This window comes from Natronomonas marina (assembly GCF_024298905.1).
Lineage (GTDB): Archaea > Halobacteriota > Halobacteria > Halobacteriales > Haloarculaceae > Natronomonas > Natronomonas marina.
On the sequence record NZ_CP101154.1, the window covers coordinates 3,714,564 to 3,735,493 of the forward strand.

At 68.9% G+C, this 20,930-nt stretch carries 26 protein-coding genes; 11 read left to right on the plus strand and 15 right to left on the minus strand.

Annotated features, from left to right (window positions below):
• Positions 1-165 (minus strand): DUF7556 family protein, encoded by a 165-nt coding sequence (locus NLF94_RS19355; protein WP_254839280.1) that lies wholly within the window; start codon positions 163-165, stop codon positions 1-3.
• Between the two features lie 168 nt (positions 166-333).
• A complete protein-coding gene (locus NLF94_RS19360) occupies positions 334-546 on the minus strand; it encodes a DUF8007 family protein (RefSeq protein ID WP_254839281.1) in 213 nt (70 codons plus the stop codon).
• Between the two features lie 171 nt (positions 547-717).
• Here NLF94_RS19360 and NLF94_RS19365 point away from each other — a divergent pair, with 171 nt between their 5' ends.
• The 3 genes from NLF94_RS19365 (at position 718) to NLF94_RS19375 (ending at position 1,997) form a co-directional block, all read left to right on the plus strand.
• Positions 718-1,398 carry a DUF8052 family protein gene (locus tag NLF94_RS19365; protein WP_254839282.1) on the plus strand — a complete coding sequence of 227 codons (681 nt, stop codon included), beginning with the start codon at positions 718-720 and terminating at the stop codon, positions 1,396-1,398.
• Positions 1,395-1,652, plus strand: coding sequence for a hypothetical protein (locus NLF94_RS19370; protein ID WP_254839283.1), 258 nt, complete (start codon positions 1,395-1,397; stop codon positions 1,650-1,652). The genes NLF94_RS19365 and NLF94_RS19370 overlap by 4 nt, the downstream gene beginning before the upstream one ends.
• Positions 1,653-1,721: 69 nt before the next feature.
• Positions 1,722-1,997 (plus strand): hypothetical protein, encoded by a 276-nt coding sequence (locus tag NLF94_RS19375; RefSeq protein WP_254839284.1) that lies wholly within the window; start codon positions 1,722-1,724, stop codon positions 1,995-1,997.
• 44 nt (positions 1,998-2,041) lie between these two features.
• Here the strand turns inward: NLF94_RS19375 and NLF94_RS19380 are convergent, their stop codons facing one another.
• The 3 genes from NLF94_RS19380 to NLF94_RS19390 all read right to left on the minus strand — a co-directional run bounded on the left by NLF94_RS19380 (position 2,042) and on the right by NLF94_RS19390 (position 5,357).
• Positions 2,042-3,922, minus strand: a complete 1,881-nt coding sequence (locus NLF94_RS19380; protein WP_254839285.1) for a carbon starvation CstA family protein — start codon at positions 3,920-3,922, stop codon at positions 2,042-2,044.
• Positions 3,923-4,086: 164 nt separating this feature from the next.
• On the minus strand, positions 4,087-5,061 hold the full coding sequence (locus NLF94_RS19385) for an ArsA family ATPase (protein ID WP_254839286.1): 975 nt from the start codon (positions 5,059-5,061) through the stop codon (positions 4,087-4,089).
• Positions 5,061-5,357 (minus strand): DUF7990 family protein, encoded by a 297-nt coding sequence (locus NLF94_RS19390; RefSeq protein WP_254839287.1) that lies wholly within the window; start codon positions 5,355-5,357, stop codon positions 5,061-5,063. Before NLF94_RS19390 ends, NLF94_RS19385 begins: the two co-directional genes overlap by 1 nt.
• A gap of 123 nt (positions 5,358-5,480) precedes the next feature.
• Between NLF94_RS19390 and NLF94_RS19395 the strand changes: the two genes are divergently transcribed.
• Positions 5,481-6,719, plus strand: a complete 1,239-nt coding sequence (locus NLF94_RS19395; RefSeq protein ID WP_254839288.1) for a CobW family GTP-binding protein — start codon at positions 5,481-5,483, stop codon at positions 6,717-6,719.
• On the opposite strand, the gene NLF94_RS19400 is transcribed toward NLF94_RS19395, so the two are convergent.
• The 3 genes from NLF94_RS19400 to NLF94_RS19410 form a co-directional block, all read right to left on the minus strand.
• Positions 6,716-6,922, minus strand: a complete 207-nt coding sequence (locus NLF94_RS19400; RefSeq protein WP_254839289.1) for a hypothetical protein — start codon at positions 6,920-6,922, stop codon at positions 6,716-6,718. The two genes, NLF94_RS19395 and NLF94_RS19400, sit on opposite strands and share 4 nt — an antisense overlap.
• Positions 6,923-7,030: 108 nt before the next feature.
• Positions 7,031-7,438, minus strand: coding sequence for an SRPBCC family protein (locus NLF94_RS19405; RefSeq protein ID WP_254839290.1), 408 nt, complete (start codon positions 7,436-7,438; stop codon positions 7,031-7,033).
• 23 nt (positions 7,439-7,461) lie between these two features.
• Positions 7,462-7,773, minus strand: coding sequence for a hypothetical protein (locus NLF94_RS19410; RefSeq protein ID WP_254839291.1), 312 nt, complete (start codon positions 7,771-7,773; stop codon positions 7,462-7,464).
• A 58-nt stretch (positions 7,774-7,831) separates the two neighbouring features.
• On the opposite strand from NLF94_RS19410, the gene NLF94_RS19415 reads away from it, so the two are divergent.
• Entirely contained in the window at positions 7,832-8,044 is a 213-nt protein-coding gene (locus NLF94_RS19415) for a DUF8107 family protein (protein ID WP_254839292.1), read from the plus strand.
• Between the two features lie 44 nt (positions 8,045-8,088).
• A complete protein-coding gene (locus NLF94_RS19420; protein ID WP_254839293.1) occupies positions 8,089-8,979 on the plus strand; it encodes an ATP-grasp domain-containing protein in 891 nt (296 codons plus the stop codon).
• 41 nt (positions 8,980-9,020) lie between these two features.
• Here NLF94_RS19420 and NLF94_RS19425 read toward each other — a convergent pair whose 3' ends face one another.
• Positions 9,021-10,757 (minus strand): DNA-directed DNA polymerase II small subunit, encoded by a 1,737-nt coding sequence (locus NLF94_RS19425; RefSeq protein WP_254839294.1) that lies wholly within the window; start codon positions 10,755-10,757, stop codon positions 9,021-9,023.
• Between the two features lie 77 nt (positions 10,758-10,834).
• Between NLF94_RS19425 and NLF94_RS19430 the strand changes: the two genes are divergently transcribed.
• Positions 10,835-11,701 (plus strand): S26 family signal peptidase, encoded by an 867-nt coding sequence (locus NLF94_RS19430; RefSeq protein WP_254839295.1) that lies wholly within the window; start codon positions 10,835-10,837, stop codon positions 11,699-11,701.
• Between the two features lie 50 nt (positions 11,702-11,751).
• Here NLF94_RS19430 and phaC read toward each other — a convergent pair whose 3' ends face one another.
• The 4 genes from phaC to NLF94_RS19450 form a co-directional block, all read right to left on the minus strand.
• Positions 11,752-13,203, minus strand: a complete 1,452-nt coding sequence (phaC, locus tag NLF94_RS19435) for a class III poly(R)-hydroxyalkanoic acid synthase subunit PhaC (RefSeq protein ID WP_254839296.1) — start codon at positions 13,201-13,203, stop codon at positions 11,752-11,754.
• Positions 13,200-13,742, minus strand: a complete 543-nt coding sequence (locus NLF94_RS19440) for a poly(R)-hydroxyalkanoic acid synthase subunit PhaE (RefSeq protein WP_254839297.1) — start codon at positions 13,740-13,742, stop codon at positions 13,200-13,202. Before NLF94_RS19440 ends, phaC begins: the two co-directional genes overlap by 4 nt.
• A gap of 68 nt (positions 13,743-13,810) precedes the next feature.
• Entirely contained in the window at positions 13,811-15,238 is a 1,428-nt protein-coding gene (locus NLF94_RS19445; protein ID WP_254839298.1) for a cytochrome P450, read from the minus strand.
• Positions 15,239-15,311: 73 nt separating this feature from the next.
• Positions 15,312-16,418, minus strand: a complete 1,107-nt coding sequence (locus NLF94_RS19450; protein WP_254839299.1) for a pyridoxal phosphate-dependent aminotransferase — start codon at positions 16,416-16,418, stop codon at positions 15,312-15,314.
• A 126-nt stretch (positions 16,419-16,544) separates the two neighbouring features.
• On the opposite strand from NLF94_RS19450, the gene NLF94_RS19455 reads away from it, so the two are divergent.
• The 4 genes from NLF94_RS19455 to NLF94_RS19470 all read left to right on the plus strand — a co-directional run bounded on the left by NLF94_RS19455 (position 16,545) and on the right by NLF94_RS19470 (position 18,457).
• Positions 16,545-17,039, plus strand: a complete 495-nt coding sequence (locus NLF94_RS19455; RefSeq protein ID WP_254839300.1) for a CinA family protein — start codon at positions 16,545-16,547, stop codon at positions 17,037-17,039.
• 64 nt (positions 17,040-17,103) lie between these two features.
• The gene (locus tag NLF94_RS19460; RefSeq protein ID WP_254839301.1) at positions 17,104-17,598 is read left to right on the plus strand and encodes a metal-dependent hydrolase; all 495 of its coding nucleotides are present in this window, start codon (positions 17,104-17,106) and stop codon (positions 17,596-17,598) included.
• A 136-nt stretch (positions 17,599-17,734) separates the two neighbouring features.
• Positions 17,735-17,872, plus strand: a complete 138-nt coding sequence (locus NLF94_RS19465) for a hypothetical protein (protein ID WP_254839302.1) — start codon at positions 17,735-17,737, stop codon at positions 17,870-17,872.
• 72 nt (positions 17,873-17,944) lie between these two features.
• On the plus strand, positions 17,945-18,457 hold the full coding sequence (locus tag NLF94_RS19470) for a response regulator (RefSeq protein WP_254839303.1): 513 nt from the start codon (positions 17,945-17,947) through the stop codon (positions 18,455-18,457).
• A 21-nt stretch (positions 18,458-18,478) separates the two neighbouring features.
• On the opposite strand, the gene NLF94_RS19475 is transcribed toward NLF94_RS19470, so the two are convergent.
• The gene (locus NLF94_RS19475; protein WP_254839304.1) at positions 18,479-19,369 is read right to left on the minus strand and encodes a hypothetical protein; all 891 of its coding nucleotides are present in this window, start codon (positions 19,367-19,369) and stop codon (positions 18,479-18,481) included.
• 96 nt (positions 19,370-19,465) lie between these two features.
• The gene (locus tag NLF94_RS19480) at positions 19,466-20,911 is read right to left on the minus strand and encodes an MATE family efflux transporter (protein ID WP_350355834.1); all 1,446 of its coding nucleotides are present in this window, start codon (positions 20,909-20,911) and stop codon (positions 19,466-19,468) included.
• Between the last annotated feature and the right edge of the window lie 19 nt (positions 20,912-20,930).

Genomic DNA, 20,930 nt, shown 5'->3' on the forward strand with positions numbered 1-20,930 from the left:
CTACCGCCACTCGGCGGCGACGGTCGCGTCCGTCGACATCGAGAGCCAGGCGTCGTCGCGACAGAGTTCGGCTATGATGAGCCGTTCACCGTCGGTATCGCTGTCGACGGACGCCATGACCTCGCAGTCGGATTCCCGGACCGGAGCGGCCGTGTCCTGTGCCATACGTGTGCATAGCTGACAGTGAGTATTTAACCCTGACGATGTGACACCGTGTCATACCGTGATTTGCCGCCCAATTTATAAGCAGAAACCGTGGTTCCCGACCGAGAGACGCGACGGTCGTCCAACTCTTCGACCGGCGAGGGCGGCTCCGTCAGGGACGGATGGCACCTATCGGCCCCAGACGAGGCGACCGACCGCCTCGTTCACGCGCGAGGAGACCCGCCCCATCCAGGCCGCCGGCGAGACGCGCTCGAGGTCCCGTTCTTCGACCTCGATACGCTCGCCGTCGAAGGGGTCCCGTGAGGCGTCCTCCTCGTCGTCGACGGCGTCGACCACGACGGTCATCGAACAGCGACCGCAGGCCTCCGTGTCCTTCGCCATGTGTGTCACTCCCACGGTTGGGGTCGAAGCCTGAAAAACCTGCCGAGCGTTCCACGCGGTGGGGGTGACCGACGCGTTTATACGGCACAGACGGCACCTCCACGATATGTCGTACCGAGGCACGGATCCCGCACTCCAGCCGGCGGACGTGAGCGTCGCCGGCGACGGGCGATGAGCGAGCGGACCGACCCCGGGCCGGTCGAGGAGGGACCGGACTACGGCGACGACTGGGAGGACCCGGCCGAGGGCGCAGTGCCGAAGTCGGAGTTGCCCGACGAACTCGTCGAGGACGTTCCGTACTGGGACGACGACCCCTACCTCGACCGGGTCAGCGACCGCCTGATGTACAACTACACGCTGGAGAAGTACCACCGGCTCCGCGGGGAGACTTGGGACCTCTACGGCGAGATGCGGGTCCTGAACCAGAAGCAGTTCTTCCACCCGGCGCTGTCGTACGCCGACCACCGCTCCGAGGAGTACCTCTACGCCCGCCGCCTCGCCCGTCCGACCGTCGAGGAACTGCGGCGGCTGGTCGAGTTGGGCCACGAACTGGCCGACGAGCGAATCGAGGCCCACGAGGAGCACTACCGGACGGACGTCACGTTCGTCCTCGTCGCCGACGAGTTGCCCGACGACGTCCGGGCGTTCGTCGACGGCCAGCGCGAGCGGACCCTGCTGAAACTCGGCTACTACGGCCACTACGAGGTGAACCTCGCCGTCGTCGTCCCGGACGCACGGGAGGCCGTCGCCGGCGACGCCGCCGACGTCGTCGAGGCGTTCCGCCTCTGGGAGGACGTCACGGAGCCGAATGAGGGGTTCCTCTCGCGGCTCGCAAAGCGGTTCTGGAAATGACGGTCCCGGTCGACCGCCGCACCGTCCTCGCCGGCTGTGCGGTCGCCGTGGCCGGCTGTTCGCTCCTGCCGGAGGAGCCCGACCCCATCGAGGCCGAGGCGACGGCGCCCGCCGTCCTCCCCGAATCGGCCGGCTACGCCACGGTCGTCTCCGAGGAACCGACCGTCGAGACGACGATACGGGTCGACCTCTCCGGGGACGTCCAGTTGACCTCGCGCCGGGACGTCACCGCGACGGTGTTCCGGCGGGTCTAGGAGGCCCCCGACGGCCACCGGTTCGGGCTCCTGACGGCCCCGGCGGTCGCGGTCGTCGAGGACCCCGAGGTGATACGCGACCCCGTCGCGTCGCTGGACGCCGACCGGGTGCTGGAACTGGCGACGGACCGTACGGTCGCGTCGGTCGGGGAGTTCGAGCCCGACGGATCGGCGACGCTTCTGTCGACCGAGACGACCCGCGAGGTGACGACCGCGACCGTGGGCGGCAGCGACGCCAGGGTCGTGCGGCTCCGGGTCCGTGCCGGCGGGGACTCCGTGACGGCCGTCGGGATCGCTCCCGACGAGGCCGACCACCCCTTCGGAGCGGTGACTCGGGAGGTGTAGCGCCGCTGGCGGTCGCAGCGCGTCGAAAAACGGTCGCGGTCGGGTCAGTCGTCGCTCGGTTCTGCCGCGGCGCCACCGGTCCGGTCCCGGACGGTGGAGATGTTGTCGTAGCCCTTCTTGACCAGCGCCAGCGCGAGGCCGATGAGGACCAGCGCCAGCACTATCTGGACGATGGAGGATATCAGCGCCTCGCCACTCGCGCCGCCCTGGATGATGTTCTGGTAAACGTTGCTGTAGAACGCCAGCCAGGCCAGCCCCAGGACGGTGATAGTGACCATGACGGCCATCGGAACGCCGGTCGAGTACAGCTGCTTGCTGTCGTCCCAGTTTGCGAGCCAGACGGTGGCCGTCAACAGCGCCAGTGCCGCCAGCAGCTGGTTGGCGCCGCCGAACAGCGCCCACAGGGTGAGCCACTGCCCGGAGATGACGAGCAGGTAGGCCGGCAAGGCCTGGACGACGGGGTTCGTGTAGCGGCCGCCTAAGAGGGAGCCGAGCCCGCCGACGACGTCGGAGCTACCGGCCGTCTGACCGGCCGGGACGCCGATTATCTCCTCCATCATGTACCGACCCAGCCGGACGGCAGTGTCGGTCGACGTGAGGAGGAAGCTCACCAGCACCAGCGCCATGAACGGCGCGCCGAAGCTCTGGGGGATGCCGAGGCTGGTGAGGATGATGCCGCCGCCGGTAGCGAAGTTCGGCAGGGCGGCGCCGATGCCGCCCGCCGGGTCGGCGAAGCCGGCCACTGCGAGCGTAATCAGCGCGACCGATGCCAGCAGGCCCTCCCCGAGCATCCCGCCGTAGCCGATGAGGCGGGCGTCGGTCTCCTTGTTCAACTGCTTTGCCGTCGTCCCCGAGGACACCAGCGAGTGGAAACCGCTGATGGTCCCGCAGGCGATAGTGATGAAAAGCAGCGGGAACAGCGGCGCCAGTCCCGCGCCCTCGACGCCCCAGAAGCCTTCGAAGGCGCCGAGTGAGTCGGCGACGACGAGCGGCTCCGCGGACGTGGCGAGCAGCGTCCCGACGACGACCGCCAGAAGCGCCCCGCCGACGCCGGCGTACAGCAGGAACGACGAAAGGTAGTCGCGCGGTTGCAGCAGCACCCACACCGGGAGCGCGCTGGCGACGCCCGCGTAAATCATCACGACGGGAATCCACGCCGCCGTGTTCGGAACGAGAAGCGCCTCGGGGTCGAGCGCGGCTCCCGGCACCCACGCTCCCGAGCCGAGCCCGAGGACTTCGGCGACGACGACGGTTCCGGCCGGATACGTGGCGTCGCCGACCGCCGGGAACAGTGCGAGCGGGTACTGGATGCCGACCCAGACGCCGGCGAAGACACCGGCGACGAAAAGCACCGTCCCCGGGAGGAACGGCCCGTTCAGCTGGTAGAGGTACACCCCGAAGGCCAGCGCCAGTACGATGTATATCAGGCTGGCCGTCGTCACCTGTGGGAACGCGTTGAAGACGATGGAGACGACCAGTGCGAACACCGCGACCACCAGGATGATGGTGAGGAACGCGAACAAAAGCAGCATGTTCTTGCCGCCCTCGCCGACGTACTCGCCGATGATGTAGCCGATGGACTTCCCCTCGTGTCTGAGCGACCCCGAAAGCGAGACGAAGTCGTGGACGCTACCCATCAGCGGGTTCCCGATGGCGATCCACAGCAGTGCGGGGACCCACCCCCACACTGCGCCCGCCGTGATCGGTCCGACTATCGGTGCCCCGCCCGCGATACTGGAGTAGTGGTGTCCCAGAAGCACCGGCTTCTTCGATGGCACGTACTCCTGCCCGTCCTCGTACTTGTGTGCTGGCGTCTCGTTCTCATCGTCGAGCTCGAGGAACCGTGAGAGGTACTTCGAGTACCCCAGGTACCCCGCGCTGAACGTTACCAGTACGGCAAGTACGATCCAGATGACCTGTACCATGGTGTGTACTCCATTAACAAACATTGAAGACAACGTGTTAATAGTTTCTGTTATTATTCTATATATTACAAATAGAAAGAGTAGCGAACCGCCCTACGGGACGAAAAACCAGTTATTAACCGGAGCTAGTATCCGATTAATTATCAATCGTTCCTCGGACTGCCCTACACGAAGGTCGGCGCTTCGGCCTCGGTCTCGACGTCGAGTTCGGCCGCGACGTCGTCCAGCAACTCGCCCTTCACCTCCGCGGTCCGGGAGGCGATTTCGGCGACCAGCGGCGGGTCGAACGTCTCCCGGACCTCCCGGAGGCGCTGTCGTTCGGTCGCCACCCGGTCCCGGAGGTAGCGCGCGCCGCGGCCGTCTTCGTGGTCGTCCGGTTCGGGTGTGAGTTTGTTGGCGACGAGGCCTCGCACTGCGAGGTCCCGCTCGCGCATCTCCTCGATGGCCCGGGCCGTCTCGTTGACCGACAGCTGGTCCGGGTTGAGCACGAGGAAGAAGGCCGCGTCCTCCCGGAGAGCGCCGCCGGCGAACTCGAAGAACTCCTTTCTGTCCTGCAGTCGCGCCAGCACCGGGTCCCCGTCCATGAGTCGCCGCGGCTCCTCGTTGCCGATGGCGGCCTTCTCGAAGAGGTCGATGCTCTTCTTCCGTTTGTGCATCAGCCGGTCGATCCACCCCTCGAGGAACTCCGGCAGGCCGAGTAGCCGGAGGGTGCTCCCCGTCGGCGAGGTGTCGAAGACGACCCGGTCGTAGGGGTCGGCGTTCCGCATCACGTCGACGAACCGGTCGAACAGCGCCGACTCGTAGGCGCCCGGCGTCCGGTGGGCCATCTCGAGTTGCTGGTTTATCTCGTTGACCATCGCCGCCGACACCTGCTCGGAGAGGTCCTTGCGGATGCCGTCGAGGTGCCGCTGGACCTCCGTGTCCGGGTCGATCTCCATCGCGTCGAGGCCGTCGACGCCGTCGACCGCTTCGGGTTCGTCGCCGAACGGCTGGTCGAAGACGTCGGTCACCGAGTGGGCCGGGTCCGTCGAGACGACGAGCGTCTCCAGCCCCGCCCGCGCGGACTTCACGCCGTAGGCACAGGAGACGGTGGTCTTGCCGACGCCCCCCTTCCCGCCGAAGAAGACGAACGGCTCCATCAGAAGTGGTACTGCTGGCCCTTGCGTTCGAGGTACGACCGCCGGTCCCAGAGCCGTCGCTCCCAGGCCTCGAAGCTGTCCTCCAGGTACGGCAACAGTTCGGCCGTGTAGTACGAGACCGGCGACGGGATGCCGAAGGCGTCCGGGAAACAGGCCAGCATGAACGCGTCCTCGGTGTCCTCGGCCTCCTTCTCTATCTTCTCGTAGGCCGGATGCGTTATCATCCCGTGGTAGAGCCCGCGCGCCCACTCCCGGAGCGCCCGACGGAGGCGCTCTATCCGGTCGGCCAGGTCCATGTCATTCGATAACGCTGGCCGCTGTTAAAAGCTGTCGGGGGCCCGCCGCGGCGATGGCTCGTGTGCCCTCGCCCCCGGCGTCGCCGGGAGCGGCTTCAAGTCCCTCGCCGGCGTAGCGACCCCATGAGCGAGACGATTCCCGTCACCGTTCTCTCCGGGAGCCTCGGCGCCGGGAAGACGACGCTCCTGAACCACCTGCTGTCGAACGCCGGCGACCACGACGTCGCCGTCCTGGTCAACGACATGGGCGAGGTGAACGTCGACGCCGAACTGGTCGCCGAGGGGTCGGATGTCGACGTCGCGGGTGGGGTGACGGAGCTCTCGAACGGCTGTATCTGCTGTGAACTGCAGGACGACCTCGAGACGGCGGTCGTCCGCCTGGCGCGAAACCGCGAGTTCGACGCCCTGGTCGTCGAGTCGTCGGGCATCTCGGAGCCGGGCCCCGTCGCACGGCTGTTCACCACCGACTCCCGGGCGGCCGCGCTCTACCGCGTCGACGCCCTCGTCACCGTCGTCGACACCCGACAGTTCCTCGACACCTTCGCGGGCGGGGAGCCGACACGCCGCGGCGACGCCGACGACGCCGACCGCCCCCTCTCGGACCTGATGGTCGAGCAAATCGAACTCTCGAACGTCGTCCTCCTGAACAAGGCCGACCTCTGTACCGACGCCGAACTCGACGAGGCCGAGGAGCTGGTCGCGGCACTCCGGCCCGACGCCGAGACGGTCCGGACGACGTTCTCGCAGGTCGACCCCGACCGGCTGTTCGACCGCGGACTGTTCGACGCCGACCGGATGGGCGAGTACCCGGGCTGGAAGCGGGCCCTCGAAGGTGCCGGTCACGGGCACGCCCACGGCGAGGAGGGCGACCACCACGACGGGGACGGGAGCGACCACCACGACGACCACCGCCACCCCGACGAGGTGTACGGCATCTCGTCGTTCACCTACCGGCGCCGCCGCCCGTTCCATCCCGGCCGGTTCGCCGACTTCCTGAAGACGCTCCCGGAGGGCGTCGTCCGCTCGAAGGGGACCGCCTGGATCGCCGGCAACGAGTCCCGCGTCCTCGTCGGCCACGCCGGGCCGTCGGTCCGGGCGGAGGCGCAGGGGCCCTGGATAGCGAGCCTCCCGGAGGTCGAGCGGGATCTCTACCGGTCGAACCGGCCGGACCTGGAGTGGCACGACGAACACGGCGACCGGCGGACGGAACTGGTGTTCATCGGGACGGAGTACGAGGAGTCGGAGCTCCGGGCGGCCCTAGACGAGGCCCTCGTCACCGACGAGGAGTGGGCGGACGCGGGGTCGCTGGCCGACCACTTCCCGGCCGAGGCGGGCGAGGAAGCGACGATCCGGACGCCCTAGCAGGCACAGGAGCGCCCGGAGGACCGCTCGAACCGCATCTCCTCGCCGCAGTCCGGGCAGGTCGCCTCGCCCTCCAGGTCGACGTCCCGAACCCGGACGTCGCAGTCGTCACACCAGTAGGCGCCCTCCGAGCCGTCGTCGGGGCGGGACTTCGCGGACGGTTCGGCGGTCAGTGCCTCCTTGACGCTGCTGAAGAGGCTCATACTCGAAACCAACGGGAAGAAACCCTAAGGCTGTTGTGGGTGTGCCCCTCTCGCACACAGCCGGGTTCGTCGGCCGTCACGGGCACCGGCCGGGCGTCGACGGCCGCCCTACCCGACCGACTCGGCCAGTTCGTCTATCGCGCGCTTCAGTTCGCCCCGGCGCTTCCAGGCGGCGATGCGGTCGGCGAAGGGCAGCGGCAGGTTCAGCGCGACCGTCGACCGCATCGTGAGCCGCGACCCGTTCGACTCGTCGGCGACGACGACCTGGGTCTCGAGGTGCTCGAACGGGCCGACCTCGCCCTCGGCGGTGTACCGGAGACCGTCCTCGGTGGACTCGAACCGCAGCGGGACGGACATCCCGGGCCCGACGGCGGTGACGACGGTTCCCCCGTCGGTCTCCTCGACGGCGCCGACGGTGAAGGTGCCCTCGGCGGCGACGACCGCCTCCGGCGAGAGCACGCGCCGGACGGCCGTCGGGTGTGCCAGCACGAACCGGGAGACCTCGACCTCGCGCATACGGGACCAACGGGGCGGGGGTACTAAAGCAGGGGAACCGACAGCCCCAGGAGAATGACGCCGAAGGCGAGCGCGACGTACAGCAGGCGCTGAAAGCGGAGCTCGGCCGGCACCTGAACCCACGAGGGGGTGGCGACCCACACCAGTCGGTGGTAGGCGAAGGCGGCGACGGCGACCGCGCCGGCCGACGAGAGGACGAGGGAGACCCGGACCGAGAGGCCGTAGGCGAGCCCGTACAGCGGTCCCGTCGAGAACAGCAGCATGACCGACAGCCCGGTGGAGACGAGAAACGGCACCGGATCGACGGGGTCCCCGTTTCGGTTCCGGACGCGCATGTCCTAACAATAGGACTCCCTGATAAAGAGCTAAGGGGCGTGATACCCCTTCGCCGACATGGGCGATACGGACGGCTTCGAGGAGGGAGCCAGCGGGACCCGCGGGGACCCACGGGTCCTCGTCGTGATGAACGTCGTCCTCTCGACGGGGTTCGCGGCGATGGTCGTCTGGGGACTGAGCCTCCTCGGCGCCGCCGAGTTCACCTTCGTCAACGTCGCTACCGGCGCCATCCTGCTCATCGCGTTGAGTTACGTCGTCACACTGCAATGAGGTCTGACGCGACGAGCAAAGCGCGCTTCGGATAACGGGTCACGATGACAGACGACCACTTCAGTCTCGGGGTTATCACCGGCACGCACGCCCCCACTCTCAGCGACGACGACGGGCTGCTCGAGGCGGCGCTCGCCGACCGCGGTGTCGGGGCCGAGCCGGTCCGCTGGGACGATTCGACCGTAACGTGGACGGACTACGACGGGGTGCTCTTCCGGTCGTGCTGGGAGTACCCGACGGACCTGGGGCGATTCCGGAGGCTTCTGGCCGAGCTACAGCGCACGGACATCCCGGTCTGTAACCCGCTCCCGGCGATCCGGTGGAATATGCACAAGTCGTATCTCGTGGACCTGGCGGAGGCGGGCGTCCGACTGCCGCCAACGACCGTTATCGAGGCTGGCTCGGACGTGTCGCTCACGGACATACTCGACCGGCACGGGTGGAGCGAAGCGGTCGTGAAACCAGCCATCGGAAGCTTCTCACGGGACGTTCGTCGTGTCTCTCGAGGCGACGTCGACGATGCAGCGACACGTTTCCGGGACATCCTCGCGTCGAGCGACGTGGTCGTTCAGCGGTTCGTTCCGGAGATTACGGCTGGCGAGCGCTCCGTCGTGTTCTTTGCCGGTACGTACAGCCACGCGTGGAATAGCCTCACGCCCGACGACGACGTCACGGAGTTCGAGGGAGTCGATACGGGGTACGAGCCACCGGCGGCGATCCGCGAGCAGGCGGCCGGTGTACTCGATGCGGCCCGAGACCACCTCGGCGCCGATCCGGCGTCGCTCCCCTACGCACGGGTGGATTACGTTCACCGCGACGGGGCGCTACTGCTGATGGAACTCGAACTGATAGAGCCGTTCCTCGGCCTCGCCCGCGGGGCGAACGCCGCCGACCGGTTCGCCGATGCCCTCACGGCGTATTACCCGAATTGCTGACACCGCCGCCCGCGAGCGGGGCCGCCGGGCGCTCGACCGGATCAACTGAACTTGTGGACCGTCATCTCGAGGGTGTCGAGGTCCAGCACCGGCGCGAAGCCGGCGTCGGGGTCGATGTTGACGCTCTTCTGGAAGTCGGTCTGTGCCTGCCAGCAGCCGGAGTTCACCGCCAGCACGTTGCGGTACTTCCCCCACCCGAGTTTGTGGACGTGGCCGGTGTGGAAGACGTCCGGCACCTCGTCGATGACGAGGTAGTCCTGCTCTTCGGGCGCCAGCCGGGTGTGACCGCCGAACTGCGGGGCGACGTGCCGTTTCTTCAGCAACTGGTACATCGCCCTGTCGGGGTCGTCGTAACTGGCCTTCTCCTCGGGCAGTTCGGCGATGACCTCGTCCAGCGAGACGCCGTGGTACATCAGCACGGAGACCCCCTCGACGGTCACGACGGCGGGGTTCGAGACGATCCGGGCGTCGTGGACCGACATGATGTCCCGTAGCTCCTCGTCGAACCCCGGTTGCGGTTCCGCCAGCCGTACCGCGTCGTGGTTGCCCGGGATCATGACGATCTCCATGTCCCCGGGGACCTCCTTGAGGTGCTCGGCGAAGGCCTCGTACTGGGCGAAGATGTCGACGATGTCCAGTTCCTCGTCCTGGTCGGGGTAGACGCCGACGCCCTCGACCATGTCGCCCGCGATGAGCAGGTACTCGATGCGCTCGGCCGCCTCGGTGTGGAGCCACGAGGTGAACCGCTGCCAGGCGTCCCGCATGAACTCCTCGCTGCCGACGTGGACGTCGCTGATGAGCGCCGCCTGGACCGGCCGGTCGGCCGTCGAGGGCTCGAACGTCCGGGGGACGTTCGGGAAGTGGATGTCGTCGACGAAGAGGATGCTGCCGTCGTCCGACAGCGACCCCTCGACGGCGATGACCTCGTCGTACAGCAGTTCGTCCACCAGTCCAGCGATTGGCCTGTCCTTCATGACGAGACAGGGGAAGACGCCGGTGGTGTCCTCCAGGTCGATTATCCAGTGGCCGGACTTCGTCGAACTGATGTCGGCGACCATCCCGACCATACCGGCCTCGCCGCCGCCGGGACTCGCCGACAGCGCGTCGGCGTTGCGGTGGTTGACCCGGCCCTTCAGTTTCCCGGCGAGGCGCTCGTAGCGGTCCCGGAAGGTCGACACGAAGTCGCCGTACTCGCCGGTCCCGGTCGAGCGGCCGGTCATGTCGTTGGCGACCGAGAGCGAGCGCAGCGAGGGGTCGATGTCGCGTCCCTCGGCGGACCCCTTCGTTTCGACTGGAACTCCCCCGCCCTCCTCTCCCTGCTCGTCGCCGGTCGTTCCAGTCGAAACGGAGGGGTCTTCGGGCGTCACGGCGTCCGGTTCGGCGCCGGCGGCCGACTCCGCGGTGGCGGCTCCGTCCGGGGGGGCCGTCCCGTTCGCCGTCGCCTCGCCGCTGACCGTTTCCGAGGTCTCCACCTCGTCGGCCTCGCCGCTCGCGGGTCCACCCACCCCGCTCGCCGTTCCCGAGGCCTCACTCCGTTCGGCCTCGCCGTCCGCTGCCGCCGAAATCGGGTCGCGGCGGCCGCGGGGTTTCCCGTCGAGGGCGTCCCGGACGTCGGCCGCCGAGAGTTTCAGCGCGTCGTCGGGCGTCGCCTCGACGGCCACCACCAGCGCGGTCTCGGGGTCTTCGGCACCGGCCAGCAGCGTTATTGCCTCCCTGTCTGCGGCGTAGCCGTGGCTCGCCAGTTCGCGTGCGATGCGGGCCGGCTCCTCCAGCGGCACACGCGAGGGTTGCCGCCGGCCGGCAAAAGCGTAGCGGACCCAGAACGTTCAAACGGACCGGGGCGCAAGTCCTCCCAATGAGTGACGCTGGGGACGGGCCCGACGACGGACGCCCGTCCGGCATCGTCGGCTGGCTGAAGTGGTTCTGGACGACCGACGAGGGGGTCGCCCTCTACGTCCGCGACGTGGTGACGAGCGTCGGAGCGGTCCTCGTCGTCGGCCTGCTCCTCTTCGCCGTCAGCGGTATCTGGCCGCCGATGGTCGCCATCGAGTCGGGCAGCATGAACCCGAACATGGAGCGCGGGGACCTCGTGTTCGTCGTGAGCGATGAGCGGTTCGTCCCCGAGGCGGCGCCGACCCACGACGGGGCGTCGACGGGCGTCATCCCCGCCGACCGCGCCGAGGAGGTCGGCCACAAGGAGTTCGGCAAGCACGGCGATGTCATCGTCTATCGCCCGGACGGCAACAACAGGCGGACCCCCGTCATCCACCGGGCGATGCTGTGGGTCGAGGACGGCGAGAACTGGTACGACCGCGCGGACCCAGACGACATCGCCAACGCCGACAACTGCCAGGAACTGCGGCACTGTCCCGCGCCCCACGCCGGCTTCATCACGAAGGGCGACAACGGGGTGACGAACCCCAACTACGATCAGGTGTCGACGCTGTCGGCGCCGGTCCGACCCGAGTGGGTCGTCGGGACCGCGGAGCTGCGGGTACCTTACCTCGGACAGATTCGACTGCTGTTCTCGCAACTGTCGCCGGCACCGGCCGTCGAGTCGGCCGATGTCCCGACGACCGACGCCCGCTCCGGCGTCGAGCGACCGCTGGCCGTCGGGACCGCCGCGGCCGCCCCATCGTCGTCCGCTCCGGCCACGGCGACACCTCCATCGCCGTCCGCGCCCGCCGCGACTCCCCAGGCCGGCTCGGTTCCGGCCGCCTGACGCGCCCGCGGCTCCTTTCGACCGACGACTACTCCCCTTTCGACCGACGACTACTCCCCTGCCGCGTCGATCCAGCCCTCGACGCGAGCGGTGCCGACGCCGGCGGCCTCCGCGACGGTCTCGGGGTCGGATTCGGCCAACTGTGCGACCGTCAGGATGCCGCCCTCGCGGAGTCGCTCGGCGTAGGCCGGCCCGATGCCGTCTATCTCCTCGAGGTCCGACCCCTCGGTACCGGCCGGGTCGACCGCCTCCTCGGCGATTTCGTCCTCGGCCTCACCGGCGACGGCCTCCTCGATGGCGTGGGCCTCCTCCTCGACGGCCGCCTCGACGTCGACGTCTATCTCCTCGATGCCGATCTGGTCGGTCGCCGCCTCGACGGCCGCCTCGACCTCGGCGAGGCGTTCGGGGTCGTCGGTGGACTTCTCGATGTACCACTCGGCGACGCGGGGCCAGACGTCGCGGTGGCTCGACCCCGACACCGCCAGCCCGATGTGACCCGTCGGGTACTCGATGATCTCGGTGTCGTCGCTGCCGACCACCTCGTTGAACGGCTTGCTGGCCCCCGAGGGGATGAGGTGGTCGTACTCGCCCGTAATCTGGAGGACGGGGACCTCGATGGACGTGATATCGACGTGTTCGCCGCCGAGGTACAGCTCGTTGCGGTGGAGCTTGTTCTCCTGGTAGATGTCCCGGAGGAACTGGACGTAGGCCTCGCCGGCGACGTCGATGCCCTCGTCGAGCCACTGCTCCATCCGGCCGAAGTTCTCGACGAAGTCGTCGTTGTCGAGGTTGTCGTACAGGCGGACGTACTTCGAGACGTAGTTGGCGACGGGGTCCATCAGGGCGAAGCCGACGTCGAGCATCTCGGCGGGGACGTTCCCGTAGACGTCGACGACGTCCTCGGGGTCGTAGTACTCCTGGTCGCCCCACAGTTCGAGGACGCCGCCGGTGTCCTCGAAGCAGAGCCCGGCGGCCATCAGCCCGAGCGTCCGCACTTTCTCCTGGTGGAGGGCGGTGTACATCGCGGTCATCGTTCCGCCCATGCAGTAGCCGAGAATGTTGATGCGGTCCTGTCCGGACCGTTCCCGGACGACATCGACGCAGTTGTCGATGTAGCGGTTGACGTAGTCCTCGAGCGTGAGGTGCTGGTCGAGCCGGGACGGCTCGTTCCAGTCGACGAGGTAGACGTCGTGGCCGGCCTCGAGCAGCCGCCGGACGACGCTGCGGTCCGGCTGCAGGTCGAGGATGAACGGCTTGTTGATGAGCGCGTAGACGACGAGGATGGGCGTCTCGTGCTGCTCGTCGGTCAGCGACTCGTAGTGGAGCAGTTCCAGTTTGTTCTCGGTGTAGACGACCTCGCTGGGAGTGTGTCCGACCTCGACGTCCTCCAGTTTCTCCAGTTGCTCGGGTGCGGCCTGCGTCTTCTCGAAGGCGTCCGTGGTGGCCTCCATCAGCTCCCGCTGGAAGTTCAGCGGCGCGAAGAAGGGGTTCTCGGAGCTCATTCCAGCGCCTCGATGACGCGGTCGAGCTTCTCCTCGACGCGGTGCTGGCGGCGCTCCAGTTCGACGAGCCGCTCGCCCACCTCCTCGACGTCTGACTGGGTCGGCATCCCGAGTTCGGCCAGCGTCTCCTCGCCTACCTCGTCGGTCTGCTCGCGGAGGTCCATCATCGCACGGACGAGCTGGCCGTTGGCCGCCGCGAACGCCGACGTGCTCATCACCTCCTTGAACGCCTCGTTGGCGCTCTGCAGCCAGATGTCGCGGAACTCCGCGGGAGCGACCTCGTCACCTTCGGCGGCGTCGGTCGTCCGCTCGAAGGTCTGCTCGGCGGCGTCCATCCACACCTCGTAGGCGTTGTTGTACCCCTCGACGCCGGAGGCCAGAGTCTCCTGGTCGGGGACGCTGTCCTCCATCGCGTCCGCCCACGATTCCATGAACGCGGCGCTCATCTCCATGTTCTGCTCGACGGACTCGGCCATCGCTTCGTTTACGTTCTGAACCATTCGTTGCCACTGGGCCGCCGGATCGTCACCCTCGCTCATACGTACCCTACGCGGAGCGTCACTAAAAGGCCAACGCGAACGCGGGCCTCGGTTGAGGGATCCTGGAGTTACTCCCGTTCCGTCACGAGGAACTCCTGTCCCGGCGTCATCCGCAGCGTCATCTCCGGGGAGATGGGCGGCTCGCCGTCGGCGTCGTTGTCGCCCAGCCAGTAGAGGTCGTACTCCCGACCGATGGTCGCAAGCGCGAGTTTCGCCTCCAGCAGTGCGAACTCCCGGCCGATACAGATGCGGGGCCCGCCGCCGAACGGCGCGTACGCGAAGTCGTGTAGCTCCCCCCGGAGGTCGCCGTCCCACCGCGATGGCCGGAAGCTGTCGGGGGCCTCGAAGAACCGGGGGTCCCGGTGGACGTGCCGGAGGGCCAGGATGATGCGACTGTCCGCCGGGATTCGATAGCCGTCGAAGGCCGTCGGCTCGGTACTCCGGCGCGGTAGCGAGTACACCGGCGGGTAGAGCCGCAACGTCTCGGTGACGACCCGGTCGGTCACCGGCAACTCGTCGAGGTCGTCCATCGTCGGCGGGCCGTCCAGGGCGTCGACCTCGGCGTGGAACCGCTCGCGGACCCCGGGATTGTTCGCCAGCGCCCAGAAGGCGAACGTCAGCGACGTGGTCGTCGTGTCGTGGCCCGCGAAGATGATGGTCACCATCTGGTCGCGCAGCCGCTCGTCGGTCAGCATGCCCGAGTCGGCGACGCCGCTCTCCCGGAGACCGACCAAAAGCGACAGCAGGTCCTCGGCCTCGGCGGGGTCCGTCGGCGCGCCACCGGCCTTCTCTTCGAGTAGCCGGTCGGCCTCCGCCTGCAGCGTCGCCTTCCCCTTTCGGAACCGCCGGCGGGCCGGCGTCGGCACCCAGTCCGGCAGCAGGTACGACGTGGGAACGAACCAGTCGTGGAGCGCTTCGGCGGCCCGCCGGATCCGCTCGTCGCCGTCCAGCGCCAGTTCGCGTCCGAGGACGGTGGCGAAGAGGACGTCCAGCGTCATGTCGGTGAGCTCCGACTGCAACTCCAGTCGGTCGCCGTCGGCCCACCGGTCGCTCCGCCGTCGCACCTGCTCGACCATGCCGTCGGCGTAGTCCATCACGCTGTCGCGGGTGAAGAGCGGTTGCAGCACGTCCCGCTGGGCGGCCCACTCCTCGCCCTCGACGGTGAGCAGGCCCTCGCCGAAGGCGATGCGGAAGTCGTCGCTCTTCCGGAACGTCTCCCGCTCGGTCAACAGGACGCGCTTTACGTGCTCGGGGTGGGCCAGCGAGAAGACGTCGCCCTCGCCGGGCAGGTGGCTCCGGACGACGTCGCGGGTCGCAAGCGCCTGCTCGCCGAACTCGAAGACGTCGCGCATCTGGTGGAGGAAGTGCAAGCGCGGGTGTCCGAGGTTGGGCGGGTAGGGCGGCAGCGGCAACTCCGAAGGGTCGGCGTCGTCGTCCCGCTTTCCCTCCTCGGACGGCGCCGGCTCCGTCCGTCGCCCCGTGGTATCGCTGCTCATGAATTTGTCCTCGGCCGCCGGCCCAATAAACGCCGGGATGGGTCGCGCGACGGCGGCGGCTGGGCGTCCTGGCTCAGGCGAAGAACCGCGCCAGCCGCGTTGCGGCCTCGTCGGCCCGCGGCGTCACCAGCGCGAAGCGGAGCCACTCGCTGCGGGACTCGCCGAAGGCCTCGCCTGGCATCCCCGCGACGCCGGCCTCGTCGACGAGCCGTTCGGCGTTCTCCAGCGTCCCGGGGTAGCCGTCGAAGCGCGCCATCACGTAGAAGGCGCCCTTCGGCCGGGTGTACTCGGCGCCGGCCTCGTCCAGCGCCGCACAGAAGGCGTCGACGCGCTCGGAGAGCAGCCGACGGTTGGCCTCGTAGTACTCCGCGGGCGTCTCCCGGAGCGCCTCGAGGACCGCCGTCTGAGCGGGCCGGGAGCCGGCGACGTTGACCAGCATGTGCCGGGTCCGGGCGGCGTCCACCAGCCACTCCGGAAGGACGGCGTAGCCGACCCGAAAGCCCGTAATCGCCATCGACTTCGAGAAGGAGTTCGTGACGGCGACCCGTTCGGAGTCGAACTCCAGGGCGGTGGCGAAGGCCCCCTCCTCGAAGACGAAGTGGTCGTACACCTCGTCGGAGACGAGGAGTGCGTCGTGTTCCTCCGCGACGTCGACGAGTTCCCGCTTCGTCTCTCGGCCGTAGACGGCGCCGGTGGGGTTGTTCGGCGAGTTGACGACGATGGCGGCCGTCTCCTCGCTCGCGGCCGCCCGGACCGCCCCGGGGTCGAGCGTCCCGTCCGGTTCGGCGGCGACGAACCGGGGCGTCCCCCCGAGCATCTTCGTCCGGCCCTGGTAGTAGGGGTAGACCGGGTCGGTGAGCAGCACCTCCTCGCCGTCCAGCGCCGCCAGTGCACAGGCCATCGCCAGGTAGTTCGCCTCGCCCGCGCCGTTGGTGACGACGACCCGCTCGACGTCGACGCCGCGCCTCGTTGCGATTTCCTCGCGCAACTCCCGGAGACCCTCGCTCGGCGGGTACTGGAACTCCGCGACCGGGGCGTCGGCGTACGCCGACAGCCCTGCCCGGAGCGCCTCGGGGGCCTCCCAGTCGGGGTTGCCCGAGACCATGTCGACCACGTCCCGGTCGGCGGCGGCCGCGTACTCCATCAGGTGGAAGAACAGCGGCCGGTCGTAATCGTCCATACCACCCGTGACGGCGGAAGCCACGTCGGTCTAACGCTTTCGGCGGGCGGAACCGACACGGAACCGACCGCTGTCTCGCGCCGACGCCGGGAGCGGTTTCAAGGCGCCGGCGGCCGTCCGGTCGGTATGGCAATCGAGGAACGCGTCGGCGACGCCCTCCGCGAGCGCGGGGAGTCCGTCGCCACCGCCGAATCGTGCACCGGCGGGCTCGTCGGCTCGCTCGTCACGGACGTTCCGGGCGCCAGCGACTACTTCGACCGCTCGTACGTTACCTACACCTACGACGCCAAACTGGAGGAGTTGGGCGTCCCCCGTGAGACCCTCGACGGGGCGGGCGCCGTCAGCGAACCGGTCGCCCGGGCGATGGCGCGGGCGGCCCGGGACCGCGCGGGCGTCACCTGGGGCGTGGCGACGACGGGCATCGCCGGCCCCACCGGCGGCACCGACGAGAAACCGGTCGGCACCGTCCACGTCGGCGTCGCCCGCGCCGCCGAGTGGGGCACTGGCGACTCCTCCTGTGGCGTCGAGCGCTACGTCTTCGACGGCTCCCGGACCGAAATCAAGCGGAAGATAGCCGAGCAGGCCCTCGAGGACCTGCTCGCGGCGGTCGAATCCGCCTGAGGTTCCTCGAATACCGGCCCGGCGGCGAGTACTCTTTTACCGCGGCGGGTCGTCACCCCGCCCGATGGACAAGGAAGGGCACGTCCTCAACGCTGTACTGCTCGGGGTCGGTCTCGGGTTCATCCTCGAACCCGCCGGGACCCTCGCGACGCTGCGGACCGTCGTCGCCGTCACCATCCCGGTGACGCTCGGCGCGCTGTTTCCCGACGTCGACACCGCCTTCGGCAAGCACCGGAAGACGCTGCACAACCTCCCCGTCCTGGCGCTGTTCGTCGCCTTCCCGCTCGTCTTCGAGAACCTCGCGTTCGTCTGGGTCGGCGTCCTCACCCACTACGTGCTGGACGTCCTCGGGAGCACCCGGGGTATCGCGCTGTTCTACCCCCTCTCGAGCAGCGAGTTCGGGTTCCCGGCCGGCGTCACTACCTCGAGCAGGTTCGCAAACGCCGTCACGCTCGTCATCACGGCCGTCGAACTCGGGGTCGCGGCGGCCGTCGTCCACGTCCTCCCGCAGTACGTCGACGTCTCGGCGGTTACCGAAATCGTCGCCGTCCTCCCGTGATGCCCGGACGACCGACGACGAGGAGACGTTCGACGAAATATCGGGGAAAGCACGGCGTCGACCGCGGTGCGGTCCCGCGTTCGGCGGCGCCGAAACGAACCGACCATTTATTACGAGCGGTGTCCTCCCTGCCTTCATGGGAAGCGACTGCGTCAACTGCGGGGACCCGGACACCGAGCGGTACGAGCTCATGGTCCGCAACACCAACCACGACAAGGTTCCGCTCTGCGAGGAGTGTCACGCGGCCATCAGCGAGGAGCTGTCCGACGATTGAGCGTCCGGTAGTGGCTCCGTCGGGGGCCACTGGGTGTCGAGCCGCGATGTCCGGCCGCCAGTTCTCAGCATAATGTTTCAGGATATTCAGGTGCTGCACGTCGACGACGACCCCGCCATCCGGGACCTCACCGCGGAATTTCTCGAACAGGTCGACGACTCCATCTCCGTTCGGAGCGAATCCGACCCGACGGCCGTCCCCGCCCGCATCGACGCCGAGCAGATAGACTGCATCGTCAGCGACTACAACATGCCCGAGTGCAACGGCCTGGAGCTCTGCTGGTCGGTGCGGAAGGAGCGCCCCTGGCTCCCCTTCGTCCTCTTCACCAGCGAGCGCGGCGAGGAGATCGCCGAGCGGGCGCTGGACACCGGCGCGACCGACTTCATCCAGAAGGAGACCGGCACCCACCACTACTCCCTTCTGGCCAACCGCATCACGCTCGCGGTCACGCGTCACCGCGCCATCCAGCGGCTCCGCGACAACGACGCCCTCCCCTCGGAGTGGCCCCCCGGCGCGGCCACCCCCGACCGCAGCGAGGCGCCCTCGGACGCCGACGCCGAGCCCACGAACGGGTTCAAGAGTTAAACGGCGTCGGCAGTTCGTTCCTTACGGTTCCGCACTCGCAGTGTCGCTGGTGGAACGGGGTCCGTTCTCGGCGACGATGGTGAACTCGTACGGGCCGTCATCACACGTAGCGTCGTCCGGGGCTTCGAAAACCACGCCATCACCGGATTTCCCGCTTTCCGTCTGGTCGGTCGCGCCCCACGAGACCGTCACCTGTTCGGCGTTCGTCGTGGTCCAGCTGACCTCGAACTTGACATCGTCGTCTGGACCTGGGATCAGGCCACACGACGAGGTACTGGACGCCGAGAAATCGTCGACTTTCGGCGGAGCGGGTGTCGGCGTGGGTGTCGGCGTCGGCGTTGGCGTCAGCGTGGCCGTCGGCGTGGGTGTCGGCGTCGGCGTTGGCGTCAGGAAGTCGTCGTCGTCATCGTCTTCCTCCGTCGGCGTCGGCGTCGGCGTGGCGGTCGCCGTCGGCGTGTCCGGGACCTCGGTCGGCGTCCCCGGAGCGCGTGTCGGCGTGGCCGTCGCGGTACCGGGCGTCACCGTCGGCGTGTCGGGTGGCGTCGGCGAGTCCGTCGCCGTCGGGGACGAGGAGTCGGTGTCGGTCGCGGTGTCGGTGACGGTCCCGGCCGGCGTCGGGGTCGGCGTGGCCGCGTCGGGACCGCCGTCGCCGCCGATGGGGTTCAGGTCGCCGGGGTCGGGTGCGGAGATGTCGCCGAGACCGCCGACCGCGGCGACGCTGCTGACGAGAAGAGCGACGACGCCGAGGGCGAGGACGACGCCGACGGCGTACGGGAGGACCGCCGCGACGTACGCCAGCGGGCTCGCCGGGCGGTCGTCCGGCGTCCACTCGAAGCGCCGGCCGAACGGCTCGACGCCCGCGGCCTCCTCGCGGGTCGTGGACACCGGCTCGTCTCGTCGGCCATCGGACATGTGACTGATACGACTAACGGGGACCGGATTCAAAAGCCCTCCGGCTGGAACAATGCTGGTTTCGAGCGCCGTCGGCCCCCAGCGACGGCGCGACGGTCAGTCGTCGGCGCCCCCGGCGTCGGGCCGGTACTCCCGGCTGACCCGTTTCCAGACGCCCGAGCGGAACCGGTAGTAGTTCAGCGCCGCCGGCACGGATGTCTCCGCCAGGAAGGCCAGGTACAGTCCGTAGAGTCCCAGCGGCGTCACCGTCCCGAGGTAGACAAGCGGGATGGAGACGCCGAACATGCCGAGCGCCTGGCTGAGGAACGGCCACCGGGTGTCGCCGGCGGCGTCCAGCGGTCCGGCGGCGGCGCCGGAGACGCCCTGGAGAACGACGGCGACGCAGGCGACCCGGACCAGCGGGACCGCGATGGGGACCGCCGGCGCGGTCGGGTCGCCGACGAAGAGCACCACCACCGGCTCGGCGAGGACGAAGACGACGGCGGCGACGACGGCGTAGACCGCGACCGCGAAGCGAACGATTTCGCGGCCGTAGGCGTCGGCGAGCCCCTCCTCGCCGGTGCCGAGTTCCTGGCCGACGAGGCTGGCCGACGCCAGCCCGAAGCCCCACCCCGGCGTGTTCATCAGCCCGAGGATCCGGCGGGCGATGACGAACGCCGAGACGACGTCCCGGCCGAAGACGTCGAGGATGGCGAACATGGGGAACTCGGCGACGGTCCACACGAGGTTCCGGCCCATCACCGGCAGGCCGATGGCGACGAGGTCCGAGACCGTCCCGCGGTCGAGGTAGCGTCCCCGCGGGTCGACGGTGACGGGGAACTCGCCGGCGCCGGGGAGTCGGCCGGCGGTGAGGCCGATCCCGAAGGCCGCGGCGACGACGACGTTCGAGACGACCGTCCCGATGGCGGCGCCCTCGACGCCCATCCCGAGACCGAAGATGAGGACCGCGTTGATGACGACGTTGGCGACGGCGCCGCTGCCCCGGAGCACCATCGCCGTGTAGGAGTCGTCGGCGCCGACCAAAACGCGACTGCCGACGAGGTTCAGGCCGGCGAAGGGAATCCCGAGGGCGACGACGCGCAGGTAGGCGCCGCCGAGCCGGACGGTGGCGGCGTCGCTGCTCAGCAGGCCGATAAGTTCTGTCGGGAACGCCCGAAAGACGGCGACGACCGGCAGCGTCGCCGCGACGACGAGCAGGACGCTCGAGCGGACCGCGAGCCCCAGGCCCGCCTCGGCGTCGGCGCCGTACCGCTGGCTCACCAGCGCGATGGTGCCGCCGGCGACGCCGCCGCCGATGGAGAAGGCCAGCCCCCAGAACGGCCCGGCGATACCGACTCCGGAGATGGCCGCCGACCCGACGGCGACGCCGACCATCGCCACGTCGACGGCGTTCTTCGACATCCGGGCGATGCCCGTGACTATCCGCGGCCACGCGAGTTCGGTCGTCCGGCGGGCCCGCGCCTCGGTGACGAGACCGAGCCGTGACAGGGCGAGACCGACGGCGAGAATCGCCAGTCGAACCGGGTTCGGGACGGCGGACACGTCGTGCGTTTAACTGACC